General features: G+C 36.0%; 19 protein-coding genes. 6 read left to right on the top strand and 13 right to left on the bottom strand.

Features of this window, described 5'->3' with window-relative positions:
- Positions 1–21 precede the first annotated feature (21 nt).
- Both proS and I5M32_RS13860 read left to right on the top strand, forming a co-directional pair.
- Positions 22–1,494: a proline--tRNA ligase gene (proS, locus tag I5M32_RS13865; RefSeq protein ID WP_200587391.1), complete on the top strand. Its 1,473-nt coding sequence runs from the start codon at positions 22–24 to the stop codon at positions 1,492–1,494.
- Positions 1,495–1,851: 357 nt separating this feature from the next.
- Positions 1,852–2,991 carry a cystathionine gamma-synthase gene (locus I5M32_RS13860; RefSeq protein WP_200587457.1) on the top strand — a complete coding sequence of 380 codons (1,140 nt, stop codon included), beginning with the start codon at positions 1,852–1,854 and terminating at the stop codon, positions 2,989–2,991.
- On the opposite strand, the gene I5M32_RS13855 is transcribed toward I5M32_RS13860, so the two are convergent.
- The 9 genes from I5M32_RS13855 to I5M32_RS13815 all read right to left on the bottom strand — a co-directional run bounded on the left by I5M32_RS13855 (position 2,992) and on the right by I5M32_RS13815 (position 10,047).
- Positions 2,992–3,495, bottom strand: a complete 504-nt coding sequence (locus tag I5M32_RS13855; protein WP_200587389.1) for a DUF4251 domain-containing protein — start codon at positions 3,493–3,495, stop codon at positions 2,992–2,994.
- A 125-nt stretch (positions 3,496–3,620) separates the two neighbouring features.
- A complete protein-coding gene (locus I5M32_RS13850; protein WP_200587387.1) occupies positions 3,621–4,439 on the bottom strand; it encodes an enoyl-ACP reductase FabI in 819 nt (272 codons plus the stop codon).
- A 103-nt stretch (positions 4,440–4,542) separates the two neighbouring features.
- Positions 4,543–4,746: a type II toxin-antitoxin system RelE/ParE family toxin gene (locus tag I5M32_RS17030; RefSeq protein WP_200587385.1), complete on the bottom strand. Its 204-nt coding sequence runs from the start codon at positions 4,744–4,746 to the stop codon at positions 4,543–4,545.
- Positions 4,747–4,822: 76 nt separating this feature from the next.
- A complete protein-coding gene (locus I5M32_RS13840; RefSeq protein WP_200587383.1) occupies positions 4,823–5,023 on the bottom strand; it encodes a hypothetical protein in 201 nt (66 codons plus the stop codon).
- A gap of 42 nt (positions 5,024–5,065) precedes the next feature.
- Complete coding sequence (gene recN, locus I5M32_RS13835; protein ID WP_200587381.1) at positions 5,066–6,721, bottom strand: DNA repair protein RecN; 1,656 nt, start codon at positions 6,719–6,721, stop codon at positions 5,066–5,068.
- Positions 6,722–6,742: 21 nt separating this feature from the next.
- A complete protein-coding gene (gene porD / locus I5M32_RS13830) occupies positions 6,743–7,639 on the bottom strand; it encodes a type IX secretion system protein PorD (protein ID WP_449580859.1) in 897 nt (298 codons plus the stop codon).
- A complete protein-coding gene (gene coaBC, locus I5M32_RS13825) occupies positions 7,639–8,829 on the bottom strand; it encodes a bifunctional phosphopantothenoylcysteine decarboxylase/phosphopantothenate--cysteine ligase CoaBC (RefSeq protein ID WP_200587455.1) in 1,191 nt (396 codons plus the stop codon). Before coaBC ends, porD begins: the two co-directional genes overlap by 1 nt.
- 26 nt (positions 8,830–8,855) lie before the next feature.
- Positions 8,856–9,194 (bottom strand): DNA-directed RNA polymerase subunit omega, encoded by a 339-nt coding sequence (locus tag I5M32_RS13820; RefSeq protein WP_200587377.1) that lies wholly within the window; start codon positions 9,192–9,194, stop codon positions 8,856–8,858.
- Positions 9,181–10,047 carry an outer membrane protein assembly factor BamD gene (locus I5M32_RS13815; RefSeq protein WP_200587375.1) on the bottom strand — a complete coding sequence of 289 codons (867 nt, stop codon included), beginning with the start codon at positions 10,045–10,047 and terminating at the stop codon, positions 9,181–9,183. The genes I5M32_RS13820 and I5M32_RS13815 overlap by 14 nt, the downstream gene beginning before the upstream one ends.
- Positions 10,048–10,417: 370 nt before the next feature.
- Here I5M32_RS13815 and I5M32_RS13810 point away from each other — a divergent pair, with 370 nt between their 5' ends.
- Entirely contained in the window at positions 10,418–10,630 is a 213-nt protein-coding gene (locus I5M32_RS13810; protein ID WP_200587373.1) for a DUF3820 family protein, read from the top strand.
- On the opposite strand, the gene I5M32_RS13805 is transcribed toward I5M32_RS13810, so the two are convergent.
- Together I5M32_RS13805 and dnaB are read right to left on the bottom strand one after the other, a co-directional pair.
- Positions 10,627–11,130 (bottom strand): GtrA family protein, encoded by a 504-nt coding sequence (locus I5M32_RS13805; RefSeq protein ID WP_200587371.1) that lies wholly within the window; start codon positions 11,128–11,130, stop codon positions 10,627–10,629. The two genes, I5M32_RS13810 and I5M32_RS13805, sit on opposite strands and share 4 nt — an antisense overlap.
- A 60-nt stretch (positions 11,131–11,190) precedes the next feature.
- A complete protein-coding gene (dnaB, locus tag I5M32_RS13800; protein WP_200587369.1) occupies positions 11,191–12,747 on the bottom strand; it encodes a replicative DNA helicase in 1,557 nt (518 codons plus the stop codon).
- 274 nt (positions 12,748–13,021) lie between these two features.
- Here dnaB and rlmB point away from each other — a divergent pair, with 274 nt between their 5' ends.
- Positions 13,022–13,786, top strand: coding sequence for a 23S rRNA (guanosine(2251)-2'-O)-methyltransferase RlmB (rlmB, locus tag I5M32_RS13795; protein WP_234461962.1), 765 nt, complete (start codon positions 13,022–13,024; stop codon positions 13,784–13,786).
- Positions 13,787–13,914: 128 nt separating this feature from the next.
- Here rlmB and I5M32_RS13790 read toward each other — a convergent pair whose 3' ends face one another.
- Together I5M32_RS13790 and I5M32_RS13785 are read right to left on the bottom strand one after the other, a co-directional pair.
- The gene (locus I5M32_RS13790; protein ID WP_200587367.1) at positions 13,915–14,799 is read right to left on the bottom strand and encodes a 1-aminocyclopropane-1-carboxylate deaminase/D-cysteine desulfhydrase; all 885 of its coding nucleotides are present in this window, start codon (positions 14,797–14,799) and stop codon (positions 13,915–13,917) included.
- A 69-nt stretch (positions 14,800–14,868) separates the two neighbouring features.
- Positions 14,869–15,930: a DUF6588 family protein gene (locus I5M32_RS13785; protein ID WP_200587365.1), complete on the bottom strand. Its 1,062-nt coding sequence runs from the start codon at positions 15,928–15,930 to the stop codon at positions 14,869–14,871.
- A 211-nt stretch (positions 15,931–16,141) separates the two neighbouring features.
- Between I5M32_RS13785 and I5M32_RS13780 the strand changes: the two genes are divergently transcribed.
- A complete protein-coding gene (locus I5M32_RS13780) occupies positions 16,142–17,170 on the top strand; it encodes an RluA family pseudouridine synthase (protein WP_200587363.1) in 1,029 nt (342 codons plus the stop codon).
- 33 nt (positions 17,171–17,203) lie between these two features.
- Positions 17,204–18,049, top strand: a complete 846-nt coding sequence (locus I5M32_RS13775; protein ID WP_200587361.1) for an aminotransferase class IV — start codon at positions 17,204–17,206, stop codon at positions 18,047–18,049.
- Position 18,050 lies beyond the last annotated feature (1 nt).

The following is an 18,050-nucleotide window of genomic DNA, read 5'->3' as shown; positions in this document are numbered from 1 at the left end:
AAAAATTATTCCAAATAAAACATGAGTAAAGGTTTAACTAGCAGATCTGACGATTATTCTCAATGGTATAACGAATTAGTTACAAAAGCCGACCTCGCAGAACACTCATCTGTAAGGGGTTGTATGGTAATTAAGCCTTATGGTTATTCCATTTGGGAGAAAATGCAGGCCGTACTAGACCAAAAATTTAAAGATACCGGCCATAGCAATGCGTATTTCCCACTATTTATTCCAAAATCCTTCTTTTCTAAAGAAGCATCACATGTTGATGGCTTTGCTACAGAATGTGCTGTTGTAACTCACTATCGCCTTAAAAACGATGGTAATGGAAATATTATTGTTGATGAAGAGGCCAAACTTGAAGAAGAATTGATCGTAAGGCCAACCTCAGAAACCATCATTTGGAACACCTATAAAGGATGGATCCAATCTTACCGAGATTTACCAATTTTGGTTAACCAATGGGCTAATGTGGTGCGTTGGGAAATGAGGACAAGGCTTTTTTTACGCACAACAGAATTTCTTTGGCAAGAAGGGCATACCGCCCATGCAACTTCAGAAGAGGCACAAGCAGAAGCATCTCAAATGTTGGATGTTTACGCAGACTTTGCCGAAAATTGGATGGCGATGCCGGTGTTAAAAGGGCATAAAACCGCAAATGAACGCTTTGCAGGTGCCTTAGATACGCTTTGTATAGAAGCTCTGATGCAAGACGGAAAGGCACTGCAAGCAGGTACTTCGCACTTTTTAGGCCAAAATTTCGCCAAGGCTTTTGATGTAAAGTTTGCCAGTAAAGAGGGCAAATTAGAACATGTTTGGGCAACCTCTTGGGGGGTTTCTACCCGTTTGATGGGTGCGCTCATTATGGCGCATTCAGATGATCAAGGTTTGGTTTTACCCCCAAAATTAGCTCCTATACAAGTTGTTATTGTGCCAATTTATAAAGGTGATGAGGAGTTGAACGAGATTTCTGAACAGGTTTTAATAATCACAAATGAGTTAAAAAAGAAAGGTATTTCTTTTAAATATGACAATAGGGATACACAACGCCCCGGTTTTAAATTTGCAGAGTATGAGTTGAAAGGTGTACCCATTAGATTGGCGTTTGGTGGTAGGGACCTAGAAAACAACACCATTGAAATTGCCAGAAGAGATACCAGAACTAAAGAAACCATTTCTAGGGAAGGTTTAGTAGATGTGATTGAAAAACTTTTGGAAGAAATTCAAGAAAACATCTATAAAAAAGCTTTTGATTATAGAGCAGAGATGACCACTGAGGTTAACTCTTACAACGAGTTTAAGAAGGTGTTAGAAGAAAAAGGTGGTTTTATTGCTGCACATTGGGATGGTACCCCAGAAACCGAATCTAAAATAAAAGAGGAAACAAAAGCTACTATCCGTTGTATTCCATTAAAGAATAAACAAGAAGAAGGTATATGTATAGTAACCGGAAAACCTTCAAAAGAAAGAGTGATTTTTGCATTGGCTTATTAAAAGCCTCATATTTAATAGATTGGCTAAAGGGTAAAATTTGTCATGCTGAATTTATTTCTGCATCCCATTGGTAGGTTACTTGCTAAATGAAAACTTATTTTGATGAGGTTCCGATTATCCAGCTGTCTAACGGAATGACATCCATTTTAAGAAAGACTCTTTGGTTATATTTTTCACATCAAAATTGAAGAAGAAATGAAATCATGGCGTTTAAACACGCTATTCGCTCATACTGCACAGTGCATTAGCCACAGGCAGGTATCCGCTGCTATCGTTAACGCAAAAAAAAAAATTATGACAGAGAATAAAGATAATAATGAAAATTTGACAAGTAATCATTCCTCTTTGGATAAGCCGATGAAATTTGCTACTAAAGCAATACATGCTGGCCAACAACCAGATCCAACTACAGGAGCGGTTATGACACCAATCTATCAAACTTCAACCTACTGGCAAAAATCCCCGGGCGATAATAAAGGGTATGAATACTCAAGAGGTACAAACCCAACCCGCAAGGCATTAGAAGATTGTTTGGCAGCATTAGAAAATTGTAAATATGGTTTGGCTTTTTCTAGCGGAATGGGTGCCACGGATGCCGTGATGAAAACTTTAAAGCCGGGAGATGAAGTAATTACAGGTAACGATTTATATGGCGGCTCCTATCGTATTTTTACAAAGGTTTTCGCTAATTATGGTATCAAATTCCATTTTATAGATTTAACCGATGCCGATAATGTTACATCTTACATCAATGAAAACACAAAACTGATTTGGGTAGAAACACCAACAAACCCAATGATGCAAATTGTTGATATTGAAGCTGTTTCCCATATTTCTAAAGAACATGGTTTAACTTTAGTTGTAGATAATACTTTTGCTTCGCCTTACCTTCAAAACCCGATAGATCTGGGGGCCGATATTGTGATGCACTCTGTAACCAAATATATTGGTGGCCATTCTGATGTGGTAATGGGAGCATTATTGACCAATAACGAAGAACTTTATAAGAAACTTTGGTTCATTTATAACGCTTGCGGTGCAACGCCAGGCCCTCAAGATTCTTTTCTGGTTTTAAGGGGCATTAAAACCCTTCATTTAAGAATGAAGGCCCATTGCGAAAATGGGGAGAAAATAGCTGCCTTTTTAAGGACCCACCCAAAAATAGAAAAAATATATTGGCCGGGATTTATAGATCATCCAAACCATGAAATTGCTAAAAAACAAATGCGTGGCTTTGGTGGGATGATTTCCATTGTTTTAAAAGGTGCCGACCTAGCAGAAACTTTTAGGGTTTCTGGCTCTTTTAAAGTATGGACATTGGCAGAATCTTTAGGTGGTGTAGAATCTCTGATCAATCATCCAGCATCTATGACACATGGTTCTATCCCAAAAGAAGAAAGGGAAAAAGTTGGGGTTGTTGATAACCTTTTACGGTTGAGCGTTGGTGTAGAGGATGTAGATGATTTAATAGAAGATTTAAAGAATGCTTTAGGTTAATTATCTTTTTTCAATATTTCCCGTAAAACTAATGGCATCTCGGTTGTTGCTATTTACGTTTAGGGTAGCATTGCCGCTTTTGCTTATGGTTAAGTATAGTGTTCTAACTTTATCGGTATCTTTTGGAGAAATGGTAATGATGTAACCACCCTTACTATCGGCAATTTTATCATAAGAAAAATTTGTGCTTATAAATTGGATACCATTATCTGTAGAGCCATAAGGGGCTTGCTGGGCAACCCCAAAATAAGGTAAATAACAATTGATGCTGTCTTTACTTACCTTTAAATCATAAGATCCGTTTAAACGCTGTAATTGAGGAGAAACCAAACCTGCCCTTAATGGATTTGCCTGTTGCGCTTCAAATTTAAAATCATTGTTTTTTATTAAACTATCAATTAAACCCATTCTTTTTTGTTGTTCTTTTTTGCTGGCACAAGCAGAAAAAATGGTAATGGATAAACAAATCAGTATCAAATAAGATAAGGTTTTTAAGTTTTTCATAATCTAATAATTGTTTAAAAATCAAAACGTTAAAGATTGATATAAATTTTAACAGCAAAAATGATGACAAAAAAATCCGATGACGTTTAAATCATCGGATCGTAATAAATATCTAGAAAGAGTAACTATTCTCCTCCACCAATTTTATCCATTACATCCATGCTAACACCGGTAGAAGAATAACCTCCATCATGGAAAAGATTTTGCATGGTAACCATACGGGTTAAATCAGAGAATAAAGTGATACAATAATCGGCACAAGAAGCGGCATCGGCATTCCCTAAAGGCGATATTTTGTCGGCAAAATCATAAAAATTATCAAAACCTTTAATTCCAGAACCTGCCGTTGTGCGGGTTGGCGATTGGGAAACTGTGTTAATACGCACTTTTTTGTCCACCCCATAATGGTAACCAAAACTTCGGGCTATAGACTCTAACATCGCTTTAATATCAGCCATATCCGTATAAAAAGGATAGGTACGTTGTGCTGCCATATAAGTTAAGGCAACTACGCTCCCACCTTCATTAATGGCATCTAATTTTTTGGCTACCGCAAGCATTTTATGTAGCGACATGGCAGAAACATCAATTCCCTTTGCAAAATAATCGTAATTAGATTCTGTATAAGGGATTTTCTTTCTGATGTTTACGCTCATACCTATAGAGTGTAGCACAAAATCAATCTTCCCACCTAAAACTTCTTGGGCTTCTGTAAAAAGTTTGGTTAGATCCTCAACGTTGGTTGCATCAGCGGGTATAATTTGGGAATTTGTTTTTTCTGCCAAAGTATTTATCTCTCCCATTCGCATGGCGATAGGGGCGTTGGTCAAAACAAAAGTTGCACCTTCTTCATGTGCTTTTTCTGCTACTTTCCAAGCTATTGAATTGGCATCTAATGCGCCGGTAATAATTCCTCTTTTTCCTTTTAGTAAGTTGTATGCCATGTTTGTGTTTTTATTCAAGTATCAAGATTTCAGTATCAAGATGCTTTTTTACGCTAATATATTTATATCGAATATTAAAATTTCTTAAATATTGAATATTAATTTAAAATAATTCAGAATGTGAGCCAGTTCTAATCAAATTTATTTCATTGTTATCTTTTATTTCGAGCCAAATAATTAACAAATCTGGCTTAATATGTGCCTCCCAATTATCTTTATAATTTCCTGATAATTTATGAGCTTTAAATCTTTTATCAATTCCCAAAACACCATCAATTGTTAGGTTTTTTAAAAATTTAGTTATCAATAAAATTTAGAGGGATTTTGTTTCTTTACTTTTTTTAAATCTTTTTTAAATTGATTGGTGGGTATAAGTTTATCCATCAAATAGAATCCATAAATTCGTCAATGTCGGTAATAACTTTTCCTAAGCCTTTACCCTTTCTAGCTTGTTCAATAGTTTTTTGAGTAATTTTATTAGGTATAAGATTTGTTTCATTTAAAATTTCGACATTCATCTTTCTTAAAACTTTTTTTAAGGAATCTTTTTCTTGGTCATCAATCTGTATGGTTAAAGTAGTCATAATTTTAAATATCGTTAATACAAATATAAGCAAACCGCTTATTTAATTATACAATAATTCCCTGGCATTTTGCAAAGCTGATTCTTTTGGGTTTTCTCCGCTCAACATTTTGGCAATCTCTAAAACTCGCTCTTCGTCATTCAAACGTTTTATTTGGGTGTAGGTAAAGTTATCTTTTGTGGCTTTATATACAAAATAATGGGCTTTTCCTTTGCTCGCCATTTGAGGTAAATGAGTAATGGTAATTACCTGCATATTTTTTGCCAGTTCTTCCATGATCAAACCAACCCTGTTTGCAATCTCGCCAGAAACCCCGGTATCTATCTCATCAAAAATAATGGTTGGCAAAGCGGTCTTTTTAGCAATCAAAGATTTGATGCTCAGCATCAAACGAGATAATTCCCCGCCCGATGCTACTTTATTCAACTCGTTTAATTGATGGCCTTTATTGGCATTAAATAAAAACCTGATTTGGTCTAAACCATCTTTATCCAAAACATCGGTTATCTTTTGCTCTATTTTTATTTGGGAATTATTCATGCCAACTTCGGCAAGCGTTTCTAAAATATGCTGCTCAATTTGTGGAATAACTTTTTTTCTGTTCGAGCTGATCGTAGCTGCTTTTTGTTGTAAATCTTTCTCTGTTTTTGCTATATCTTTTTCCAAGTTTTCTAATCCTTCATCTGCAAAAAGAATTTTATTCAGTTTTTCTGAAAGCTCATTTTTAAATGCAATTAGCTCTTCGTTATTGTTTAAACGATGTTTCTTTTGAAGGGAATAAAACAAACTTAACCTTTCGTTGATCTCTTCCGCTCGGTTTTCATTAAAAGAAGTTGCCTGCTCTAAATTTTCAAGCTCATCGTTTATGTCCTTGATCTCAATTATGGTGCTTTTTAATCTATCGGCGAAAGCCATAATATGGGGTTGATATTTCTCTAGGCTTTGAATATAGCTTAACGCTTCTCTCAGTTTTGGCAACGCGGCATCTTCACCGTTTTGTATCAAATAATGTGCGCCCAACAAATTTGTCTTAATTTCTTCCGCATGCGTTAGGCTGTTCAATTCATTTTCTAGCTCTTCTTGTTCGCCCTTGTTGATAGCTGCAAAATCCAGTTCATCAAATAGAAATTGGAAGTAATCTTGATCTGCTTTTGCCTGTTCGTTTTCTTCTTTTAAAGCTTTAAGCTCATGCTGGTTTTTTTTGAAAGATTGGAACAGGGCCTTATATTCTGCTAATAGATCTTGGTGCGCTGCAACTACATCTACTACCAAGAGCTGAAAATCTGAATTGTTGATCTCTAAAGTGGCGTGTTGCGAATGCACATCTATCAATTGCTGACCTAAATTTTTTAAAATAGCCAGCGTAACAGGTGTATCATTAATAAATGCCCTCGATTTTCCATCCAAGGCTATTTCTCTCCTTAAAACGGTTTCATCCTCATAATCCAGATCATTATCCGTAAAGAAATTTTTCAATTGATATTCTGCTATCGAAAAAAAACCTTCTACTATACATTTCTTTTGTTGGTTAAAGAAATATTTCCCTTCTGCCCTTTGTCCCAAAATTAAACCTAAAGCACCCAAAACAATTGATTTTCCTGCTCCGGTTTCTCCCGTGATCACGTTAAGATCATTGCCGAAACTAATATCTAGGTTATCTATTAAAGCATAATTTTTTATGAGTAATCTGCTGAGCATGTGTTTTTAGAAATTTGGTAATTATTTGCCGTTTTTCAATTCTTCATATTTAGAAGAATTTGCTGGATCTACCTCTACCATTATGTTATAAACCTTCGTTCTTTCTAATGGATCAGAATTTTTAAATATATCGATGATTTCATCTGCTTTGGCAGAAAAAAATATGTTGTTTAAAATAGAACCTTGTTTTTGTTTGTCAAGCTCTGTAAGCTGGGCTAGTGATGCGGCAATGTTTTTTCTGCCTTTATTTAGGTCATCGCTCATCAAATCTAACCCCAACCTGTGGTAAGTATAAAGAACTTCCCTTAGCGATAAAAAGGTTTTGTTCTGCAGGTTTTCTATTATCCAATAGCGGTTTCTTAGATTTTCAAATGCTTTCCAACCTCCAAAGGGGGCATTTTGGGCATTATTGAGTACTGTTTGTGCTTTCGCATAATAATCTGTACCGCCCAATTTAGAAAAACTATCGGCATCTAAGCCAACAATTACATAAGCATAAAATGCCAAAATAGAGCTTAAATTACTCTGGAAATTTTGATCGGAAAAATCTAAAGACTGGCCTTCTGTATAGCTAAACTCAAAGTTTTTATCGCTCACGCTTAACAAGGTGGTGTTGTACGAAGTGCCGTAAACTGGCCTGCTGCTTATAATTTGTGCCTCACCTTTGTAATTACTAGATCCATCCCATTCTTTTAGGTTAAAAACTATGGTGCAATCTATACGTTCTTGAGGTTTTAATTCATTTACGCTCCACTTTCTATTGTTTAAAAACTCTGTCATGGCTTGTTGCAGGGCCTCAATGGGTTTATTGTTGGTGTTTTGTATCTGTGGGGATAAAATCTGGACCCTTGCATTAAGATCTTGGGCACTAGATTTTATAGCCAAGCAAATCAGTAAAATTACAAAAAGCTTTTTTATCATAAGATGGATATTATTTTTGCGCAAATATCTTTTGCAATTTCTTTTTTTGTCTTTAGATCAAACGTGGTTTTTTGATGATTTTTATCTAAGATGGTAATCTTATTGGTATCATGTTTAAAGCCTGCGCCTTTATCATTCAAAGAGTTTAGAACAATAAAATCAAGGTTTTTTCTTTGCAGTTTATCAAGGGCGTTTTTTTCTTCGTTTTGTGTTTCTAAAGCAAAACCAACTAATATTTGTTTCTTTTTTTTCTGGCCTAATGTATAAAGAATGTCTTTAGTTTTGGTTAAATCGATAGTAAAAGATTCTGTTTGCTTCTTTATTTTTTGCTCTTCCACAATTGATGGTGCATAATCTGCAACCGCAGCGCTCATCACACAGATATCAACCTCATCAAAGTATGTTAAACAGGCATCTAACATTTGTTTTGCAGAAGTAACATCAATTTTTTTGATGGATGCGTTTGACAATAGATTGGTTGGGCCACTTATTAAAATGACTTCTGCCCCGTTTTTTAATGATTCTTCTGCCAGGGCATAGCCCATTTTGCCCGAAGAATGGTTGCCTATAAACCTAACTGGATCTATGGCTTCATAAGTTGGGCCGGCGGTTATCAATACTTTTTTGCCTTTTAAAGGTAGATTTTGATCGAGTTTGGCAATAATGAAATCATAAATTTCTTGAGGTTCGGCCAATCTGCCTTTGCCATTTAAACCACTGGCTAATTCTCCAGAATTAGGGTTGATGATGATATTGCCAAAAGACATTAACCTTTCGATGTTCTTTTTAGTAGTTGGATGTTTCCACATATCTAGATCCATGGCAGGCGCAACGTAGATGGGGCATTTTGCCGATAGATAGATTGCAGAGAGCAAATTATCACATAAACCATTGGCAAATTTAGCTATGGTATTTGCGGTGGCAGGGGCAATTAAAATAAAATCTGCCCAAAGTGCCAATTCTACATGATTATTCCATTCTCCGGTCTCGGGGTTAGAATAATTACTGAAAACTTGATTTTTTGAAAGGGTAGAAAGTGTAAGTGGCGTAATAAAAGAGGTAGCATCTTTTGTCATTACCACTTTAGCGTTTGCGCCAGCTTTTACAAATAACCTAACAATTTCTGCTGCTTTGTAACTTGCAATACTGCCGCAAACCCCAAGAAGAATATTTTTATCTTTAAGCACATTAGCCATGCTCAAATATAAAACAATTACTTTTGTTCTTTAGCCGGATTTCTGTGATAAACTTTTCCGTGTACAAATTCATCAATTGCCACTAAAGAAGGCTTGGGCATTCTTTCGTAATGCTTTGAGATTTCAATTTGTTCTCTGTTTTCAAAAATTTCCTCTAGGTTATCATTAGAACTTGCAAATTCTGCCAATTTACCATGCAATTCTTCTTTCATGTTGGCAGCAATTTGATTTGCCCTTTTGCTGATGATCACTAAAGACTCATAGATATTGTCTGTTGTTGTATCTAAAGTGCGTAAATCTCTAGTAATTGTAGTGCTAGAAACTGTAGGCTTTGCTATTTCGTTATTGTTGCTCATCTTTTTTTTCAGTTTTAATTCCCGAATATAATTCTAATATTTTTTTTGTTTCTTCTATTCCTTTCAAAGCATCGTCTTTTATGTCTGATGCTTCTTTTAAGTAAACGCTTTTTGGGTATTTTTCTGCAAAAGCGTTATAATCTTCAATAGCTTCTTGATACCTTTCTTCCTGCTTGGTCTCTAAACTGTTTTTAGCATAAAGATATTGGGATTTAATGGTTAAAAATTCCATCTCTTCTGCATACTTAGTATCCGGAAAATCTATTATCGAATTTTTGAAAGCAATTACGGCTGATTGGTAATCCCCTATATCCAAAAACAACTTTGCGTTTTCATAAGACTTACGCTCTAGCTTATCCCTTAGATCTAAAATTAATTTGCTTGCTTCTGCAACTCTATCGCTCTTAGGGTAAAGGTTGATGAAAAGCTGCAGAGATTCAATTGCCTTATAGGTATTATCTTGATCCAAAGAATAATTTGGAGAATCTAAATAATAACAGTAAGCAGCTAAAAACCTACATTCTTCTGCTTTTGGGCTGCTAGGATAGGTATCTGCAAAGGTTTTAAAATGATAACGGGCAGAGAGATAATCTTTTAATTTATAATTTGTATAGGCATAATAGTAGTACAGATCCTCAGATTCTGCCCTTCCACGATAGCGTTGCACCAGATCATCAAACAAGATCAAAGCTTTTGCATAATCTTTATTGTTATAAAGTTTGATGGCTTCTTGATATTTTCTACCTGTATCTGTACTGGTACGTAATTTCTCGAATTTGCTTTTACAACCCGTGAAAGCAATAGCAATAAATAAGATAAAGCCTAAGATTGTTAAGCTCTTGTTTTTAAACATCGGGCAAAGATAGGTTAATAAATAATACAAGTCAATATTTTATGAATAGCAAAATACTAAACTATGCTTATTCTTTTATTTGATAGTTTAATTAACAAATTTTAACAGGTTTTATTATAAGATCATGCCAATGATAAGATTAAAAGAAATATGGTTGCCACATTATATTTTCAATTTAATTGGTTTGAACCGCGTTCCTAAACTGGATTGAAGCGGCACCACGCATTTGCCGACGGTAGGAGGGAAAGCGGAGTATAGCGTAAAGCCAGACGGGTTTTTGTTAAATGGGATTACTTTGGTTTTTCTAAAATAAAATCGATAATTTATGGCCTTTAAATATGATTAAATCATAGAATAATAACTGGCATTTATGGATACGCAGATTCTGCTAGACCTGGTAAAAGAAAGAATGTATTTTGGAAAATATAAAGGCAGGTTACTTTGTGATTTACCTATCTCTTATCTCGAATGGTTTGCCGGTAAAGGTTGGCCGCCGGGTAAATTGGGGCAGCAATTAGCCACTATTTATGAGATTAAACTAAACGGTTTAGAAGATTTATTAAAACCCTTGAGAAAAGGTTAACCCAATTTTTTTTTAAAAGTGAAGTTTCTTTGGGAAAAATAGCTGAATAGCGTAACAACAAAAAAAGTTAAGATGTAAGAAGGTGTTGGATACCAGCCAAAACGATCCACAAAAAGCTTCATAAACAGGTAATTTAATAGGAAGCATACAATTACGATGGTGAAATACCTAAAAAGCTGTATTCTTTTTTGCAGGTACGAACCATCAAAAACCACGTAGGTATTGAGGTAAAAACCAATCGGAAAAGTGATAGAGAATGCAACCAGAAAAGAAAATATGTGGGAGCTAATGGCAACGTTGGGGATGATGTGCACCACCTGTTTTTTTAGTATGATATTTTCCGTGATAGAGAATATGGTAAAGTTTAATACTGCATTTCCCCCGCCACAAACTGCATATCTGAAGGTTTGAGCGGGCATAAATTTTCTGAAAAGCGGATAAAATGCAGTTATAATCCCTAAAACTAGCTTTTTTATGACGAGATGGGCCTTGGCGAACATTTATCTCAAATATAAGAGCTTTTAAAATTCTGAAACAGCATTTATATAATGGATAAAGTTTTAAAAAGGCGGTTCTTCTTCTTCATTATCCCAATTTTTGGGTTTTAATGTAATGCTCTCAAATTGAGAAGATGGCCCTAAACTAGAAAAAGGATCAGAAGCGGCATTTTCTGAAGTGCCGATACCCCCAAAACCGTCTTCCAGATCGGCAAATTTCACATATTTACCGATAAACCTCAAAGGAACAGATCCTGTTTCGCCATTTCTGTGCTTTGCGATGATGACCTCGCCAATACCTGCCGTTGGGTTTCCATTCTCGTCTTGATCTAAACCGTAATATTCTGGGCGGTAAAGGAACAAAACCATATCGGCATCTTGCTCAATAGCTCCGGATTCCCTTAAATCGGAGAGCATTGGTTTTTTAGATCCCCCTGGGCGGTTTTCTACCGCTCTGCTCAACTGGGAAAGCGCAATTACAGGTACGTTCAATTCTTTGGCAACTTGTTTTAACGCCCTAGAAATACTAGATATTTCTTGTTCACGGTTTCCGCCTCCGCCTTTTCCGTCGGCTTTGCCTTGCATCAATTGTAAATAATCGATGATGATCATCTGGATATCGTATTGGGCTTTTAACCTCCTACATTTTGCCCTAAATTCAAATACGTTTAATGCCGGGGTATCGTCAATAATTAATGGGGCTTCACTCAAACCCCCAATTTTTGAGGTCATTTTATGCCATTCCCAATCTTCTAGTTGCCCTTTTCTGATTTTTTCTTGCTCAATTTCTGCCTCTCCAGAAATCAAACGGTTGGTCAGTTGCACAGAAGACATCTCTAAAGAAAAAACCACTACGGGCTTATTAAATTGTACGGCTGCATTTCTTGCACAGGTTAAAACGAAAGCTGTTTTTCCCATTGCGGGGCGGGCAGCTATAATGATCAGGTCAGATTTTTGCCAACCGTTTGTAACCCGATCCAAAGCGGTAAAACCCGATGGAACGCCGGTTAGGGTATCATCTTTGCCCCTTAAAGATTCCAACATTTTTAAAGATTCTTTAACAATGTCGTCCATTTTGCGGGAATCTCTCCTTAAATTGTTTTGTGCAATATCAAAGAGGTTTTTTTCTGCATAATCCAACAGTTCAAAAACATCGCTGGTATCCTCATAAGATTGGTTGATGATGTCTGTAGAGATCCTTATCAGTTCTCTCTGGATAAATTTTTGGGAAATTATCCTTGCGTGGTATTCTATATTGGCAGCAGAGGCAACCCTGTTTGTTAATTCGGTGATGTAAAAAGCACCGCCGATCATCTCTAGATCGCCTTGTTGCCTTAATTGTGCAGAAACGGTTAAAATATCAACAGGAGAGGATGCGGTAAATAATTGTTGTATGGCTTCAAATATTTTTTGATGCGCATCTTTATAAAAAACATCGGGCTTTAAAATATCTATAACGGCAGAAAGTGCATCTTTTTCTAGCATTAAAGCACCTAAAACGGCCTCTTCTAAATCTAAGGCTTGTGGTGGGAGCTTACCTAAGCCAGAAACTAAATTGGTAAGCCTACCTCTTTTTTCTTTTGGAAAAGTCGCTTTGTTTGATTCTGGTTCTAAACTCATGATTACAAAAATATATAAAAATTTGCCACCAGATCAAGTAGTTTTTAACACCATTTTTTGTGTATTGGTTACACTATGCCGATTGCAATAAGTTATCAGGCTAATTATCAACAACAATTGTTAAGAAAGTGTTAGCCTTTTAAATAAGTTGTTATTTAAAACAGCTTAAAGCAGATGTTGGTAAATTGGCAGGTTGTTAACAAACATTTAGTATTTGTTTTTTTATAAGTGTTTTATTAATAGGGTTATCTGTTTTTGTTTAATTTCGCAGCGTATGGAAAAAAGATTTCAAAGAGAGCAAAAAGAAGTTAACCAAATGGTTTTTGGCATTAGGGCGGTAATAGAAGCCATTGGTTCTGGTAAAGATATAGAGTCTTTGTTTTTGCAAAAGGGCTTAAGTGGAGGCTTGATTTCTGAGCTTAAAACTTTGTTGCGTCAGTTTGATATTCCGTCGCAACAAGTGCCCATTGAAAAATTAAACAGGATTACCACCAAAAACCACCAAGGCGTTATTGCATTTATTTCTCCTATCACTTACCAAAAAATTGAAGATTTGGTGCCACAGATCTTTGAAAAAGGAGAAGTACCATTGATTTTGATGCTGGATGGCGTAACGGATGTGCGTAATTTTGGGGCAATTGCCCGTACTGCCGAATGTTGCGGTGCCCATGCAATTGTTGTCCCCAAAAAAGGTTCGGCACAAATTAACCCCGATGCCATAAAAACCTCTGCTGGTGCTTTGCATAAAATACCGGTTTGTAGGCATGATAACCTTTTAATGGTTTTAAGGTTTTTAAAGGATAGCGGTATCCAAATTGTGGCCTGTACCGAGAAAACAGAGGATTTTATTTATAAACCAGATTTTACCTTACCAACGGCAATCATTATGGGGGCAGAAGATGAAGGTATTTCTTTTGAATTGATGAGAAACGCCGATCATCTCACAAAAATACCAATGGTTGGCACTATTGAATCTTTAAATGTTTCGGTATCTGCTGGTGTAATTTTGTACGAAGCAGTTAGGCAGAGGTTGGGTTAATTCATAGGCCATTGGTTGATTAGGATTTGCTTTGCGTATGCTTGGGTTACCATAGCATCTTTTCTTTGCCCTTTAATCTTGGCTCTTGTTTCTTGGCTCTTGGCTCTTGGTTATTTTTTCTCGGTTCTTTAAACCAGCTTATCCATCATCCCTAAAATCCCGAATAACCCGCCGGTGTGTATCATTAATATTTTATCATCTTTTTTAAAATGATTTTTTGAAACCAAATCTTTGATAGCATAAAGTGTTTTTGAGGTGTAAACTGGATCAATTAAAATACCGGTTTTTTGAGTGAAATCTTTGATGAAGTTAATTAATTCAGGTTTTGTTTTGGCATATCCACCAAAGTGCCAGTGGGTATGTAATTGATAATCAATTTTATCTATCAATAAATTATCAATTTCGGGCTTTAAAAACTCGCCACCTTTTAATGCGGGTACAATGTTCACTTTTGTATTTAATTTAGAAATGAAAACCTGATTGATTATACCTGCCGCCGTTGCACCCGTCCCTGCGCTACAAAAAATATGATCGTAACCGTTTTTCAATTCGGTAATTATTTCTCGGCAGCCCTTCTCCGCATTTAATCCATATCCTCCTTCATCCAAAAGAAAACATTCATTATCCTCATCAAAATAACTTTTAAATAACCGTGGTTTGTCTTTATAATCTTTTCGTGTAATAAATATCAAATTCATCCCAAATAATTGGCATAAATCCAATACGGGGTTATTAACTTTTTCTCCCCTCACAAAAGCAGTAGTTTTAAGACCGAACTTTGCGCCCGCGGCCGCAGTAGCCAGCAAATGATTAGAAAAAGCACCTCCAAAAGTTACCAAGTGTGTTTTTTGTTTTTCTTTGGCATCAATAAGGTTGTACTTTAGTTTTCGCCATTTATTACCAGAAATAAACGGATGGATCGTATCGTCTCTTTTGATAAAAAGTTTTACATGATCGGTAATTGGGGGATAGTTGATTTCTTCTTCTCTACTGACAAACTTTAAATCAATCATCTACTCATAAATTAAAAATCCTAGGATTTCATCAAACCTAGGATATAATTATCTTAAAATATATTGGGTTTATTTTCCAATCCCAAAACCAATCCCTCCAGAAACGGCCTGGTATTGCCCTATAGAATAAGAACCGTACAACCTAAAAAACGCCAAATGTAAAGAGAACCCAATATTTGCCCTCAAACCAGAAATGTCGTTCTGTTTGATGTTTACGGGATCGGTAAAAGTGGTATATCTTGGAGTAGGGGGCAGCCCGTTGTTAATGCCTGTGTTCACAATAAAATCGCCCAAAACCTTTAATTGCGTTTGAGACGAATTGTATCCAACAGAAACGAAAGGGGTAAAAACCGATAATTTTTTAGATAAAATGGCATCAACAGTAAAACCACTTAACTTCACATCTACTTTTTGCCCCAAATCCCTTCCTGTATTTTGATCATCTTGTTGGTCTGCAATTGGTAATTTATAGTTATAGGTGAGTTGGTTATAGCCAAAAGCTAAAGCCAAATCAATAGGGATAATTTTATCTAATTTACCAGGGAATAAATATTTTGTGATTTCATGTTTTAAACCAAAGCCTAAAACTTGTAAGGTACCAAACTTTCCGGTTTCTTTCCCTATCTGGGGGGTATATCGTACAGAAACATCCGTATTTTTTATAATACCTACCGTAACTTGCAATTGCGAGGAAGGGGCAAATTTAATACCGCTGCCTTTTGGTAAATCTATACTTGCTACCTCGTTGTTGTTATCATCTTTTAATGAAACAGAAGCGGCATTATTATTATCGCTCAAAAAGGTTGGAGAAACCGGATTGCCTTTTGCAGACGCAGCATTAGACAAACCCAATTTAGAAATATCAAATGTTTGATCTTGAGCGGGCACTAAAGCTGCAGTTCCTTGTATTTTTATATCAAACTTGCCCAGATTCTTTGCTTTTGCAGAATTGTACCAAGCACTGTTCATCCCAAAACCAAAGCCTTTAAATGCGGGCATAAAATAAGCCCTAGCTAGCTTTGTGGCATCGCTGGGGCCGTTATTAATAAGGTTGTTAATTTGTTGAGCGTAAGAAGCAGACAAGAAAGAAACAAAAACAACTGACGCTAGTAGGGGCTTTAAAAACTTCATTTATAAGAGATTAAAATCAATCCCGAAAATATATTTTTTTAATAAGAAATGGAAAAAAGTTTAATACAAACACAAATTTTCTTGTAAATTCTCTCATGTTGCAATCTTTAAGGTTAACATTCAATATTAATAGGTACGTAACCAATATCAAAAATGATACCGCCGTTTATTTGTAGATAGAAAATAATTTAAAAGGTTTAATTTTGCAGCAATGGATAATGATTTTGAGCTTCAGGATAAAGAGGACAACGATTTCTTTGAACACTTTGCCATAACCGTAGATAAAGGCCAATCGCTTTTGCGGATCGATAAATTTTTGATGTTGCGCCTAGAAAATGCCTCGCGAAGCAAAATACAGAATGCGATAGATGCAGAAAATGTTTTGGTAAACGGCAAAACCATAAAAGCAAGTTATAGGATTAAGCCTTTAGATCAAATCAGCATAGTTTTGCCCCATCCACCTCGCGATACCGAAGTTTACCCGCAAGATATCCCTATCAATATCATTTATGAAGATGATGATTTGTTATTGGTAAACAAAGAGGCCGGCATGGTGGTTCATCCGGGGTACGGCAATTGGGACGGTACCTTGGTAAACGCCCTGGTTTTTCATTTTAAACAATTACCGCAACTGCCCGGTAACGATGGTAGGCCGGGTCTGGTGCACCGTATAGATAAAGATACATCCGGCCTGTTGCTCATCAGTAAAAACGAAAAGGCAATGACCCAATTGGCAAAGCAATTTTATGATCACAGCATCACCAGAAAATATTTGGCCTTAGTTTGGGGCGATCTACCTGAAGACGGAACCATTACCGGATACATTGGGCGTAGCGCAAAAGATAGAAAAGTAATGGATGTTTATGATGATGAGGAAAAAGGAAAATGGAGCGTTACCCATTACAAGGTAATAGAAAGGTTTAATTACGTAACCTTGATCTCTTGCGAATTAGAAACAGGGAGGACCCATCAAATTAGGGCCCACATGAAACATATTGGGCATCCCTTATTTAATGATGCACCTTACGGAGGAGATAAGATTAGAAAAGGGACATTATTTGCCAAATACAAACAATTTGTAGAGAACTGTTTCCAAATTATGCCCAGGCAGGCTTTACACGCCCAAACATTAGGGTTTATACACCCAACAAAGAAAAATTACGTAAATTTTGAAACAGATTTACCAAAAGATTTTAACGATGTTTTAGAAAAATGGGGCGCATATCTCAAAAATCAATAAATATTAAATAGAAAGGAATAGATTTGCAATCTTATGTCAAAAAACTTCATCAATTTTAACGGAGAGATTTTAGATGCGGATGATAAAATATTTGGTATCGCCAATAGGGGGTTTAAATACGGCGATGGCTTATTTGAATCTATGAGGATGTCTTTTGGCAGGCTAAATTTTGCCGATCTACATGCGGATAGACTTCAAAACGGCATGAAAACCTTAAAATTGGAAGGCTTTTCTACCATGGATGCTTATTTTTTGAAAGATAAGGCCGAGGAGCTTTGTAAAAGGAATAAAATTGGGCAAAACGCAAGATTAAGGTTAAACGTTTATAGAGATGGCGGCGGCTTGTATGCGCCATCGCAAAATAAACATGGCTATACTTTAGAAGTAACTGCTTTAGAATCGCCACTTTATGAGATAAACCCAAAAGGTTTGATCATGGATATTTATAACGATATCCAAAAACCTATCAATAAGATTTCAAATCTAAAAACCTGTAATGCGCTCCCTTACGTTATGGGGGGCATCTTTAAAGATCAAATGCGATTGGATGAAGCTTTTATCCTAAACCAAAACGGATTTTTGTGCGAGGCCATAAGTGCCAACCTGTTTTTGGTTTACAAGGGCATTCTTTATACCCCGGCTTTAAGCGAAGGTTGCATAGGTGGCGTTATGCGGCAAGTTGTGATGCAATTGGCAAAAGAAAAAGACCTGCAAATGATTGAAGCACAGATAAATCCAGAGATTTTAGAAGAAGTAGAAGAGGTTTTTATTACCAACGCCTCTAAAGGGATACAATGGGTTATGGGCTTTAACCGTAAAAGATATTTTAACGAAGTTTCAAGGTTTTTAATAGATCAGCTGAACCAGAAAATCAAATAAT

Source organism: Pedobacter segetis, from assembly GCF_016623585.1.
Lineage (GTDB): Bacteria > Bacteroidota > Bacteroidia > Sphingobacteriales > Sphingobacteriaceae > Pseudopedobacter > Pseudopedobacter segetis.
This window is presented reverse-complemented; position numbering and strand designations above follow the sequence as displayed.

Excerpts from the sequence above, each read along its gene's own strand:
- proS (WP_200587391.1), top strand. The coding sequence starts at position 22 with ATGAGTAAAGGTTTAACTAGCAGATCTGACGATTATTCTCAATGGTAT.
- I5M32_RS13860 (WP_200587457.1), top strand. The coding sequence starts at position 1,852 with ATGAAATTTGCTACTAAAGCAATACATGCTGGCCAACAACCAGATCCA.
- I5M32_RS13855 (WP_200587389.1), bottom strand. The coding sequence starts at position 3,495 with ATGAAAAACTTAAAAACCTTATCTTATTTGATACTGATTTGTTTATCC.
- I5M32_RS13850 (WP_200587387.1), bottom strand. The coding sequence starts at position 4,439 with ATGGCATACAACTTACTAAAAGGAAAAAGAGGAATTATTACCGGCGCA.
- I5M32_RS13840 (WP_200587383.1), bottom strand. The coding sequence starts at position 5,023 with ATGACTACTTTAACCATACAGATTGATGACCAAGAAAAAGATTCCTTA.
- recN (WP_200587381.1), bottom strand. The coding sequence starts at position 6,721 with ATGCTCAGCAGATTACTCATAAAAAATTATGCTTTAATAGATAACCTA.
- I5M32_RS13820 (WP_200587377.1), bottom strand. The coding sequence starts at position 9,194 with ATGAGCAACAATAACGAAATAGCAAAGCCTACAGTTTCTAGCACTACA.
- I5M32_RS13815 (WP_200587375.1), bottom strand. The coding sequence starts at position 10,047 with ATGTTTAAAAACAAGAGCTTAACAATCTTAGGCTTTATCTTATTTATT.
- I5M32_RS13810 (WP_200587373.1), top strand. The coding sequence starts at position 10,418 with ATGGATACGCAGATTCTGCTAGACCTGGTAAAAGAAAGAATGTATTTT.
- I5M32_RS13805 (WP_200587371.1), bottom strand. The coding sequence starts at position 11,130 with ATGTTCGCCAAGGCCCATCTCGTCATAAAAAAGCTAGTTTTAGGGATT.
- dnaB (WP_200587369.1), bottom strand. The coding sequence starts at position 12,747 with ATGAGTTTAGAACCAGAATCAAACAAAGCGACTTTTCCAAAAGAAAAA.
- rlmB (WP_234461962.1), top strand. The coding sequence starts at position 13,022 with ATGGAAAAAAGATTTCAAAGAGAGCAAAAAGAAGTTAACCAAATGGTT.
- I5M32_RS13790 (WP_200587367.1), bottom strand. The coding sequence starts at position 14,799 with ATGATTGATTTAAAGTTTGTCAGTAGAGAAGAAGAAATCAACTATCCC.
- I5M32_RS13785 (WP_200587365.1), bottom strand. The coding sequence starts at position 15,930 with ATGAAGTTTTTAAAGCCCCTACTAGCGTCAGTTGTTTTTGTTTCTTTC.
- I5M32_RS13780 (WP_200587363.1), top strand. The coding sequence starts at position 16,142 with ATGGATAATGATTTTGAGCTTCAGGATAAAGAGGACAACGATTTCTTT.
- I5M32_RS13775 (WP_200587361.1), top strand. The coding sequence starts at position 17,204 with ATGTCAAAAAACTTCATCAATTTTAACGGAGAGATTTTAGATGCGGAT.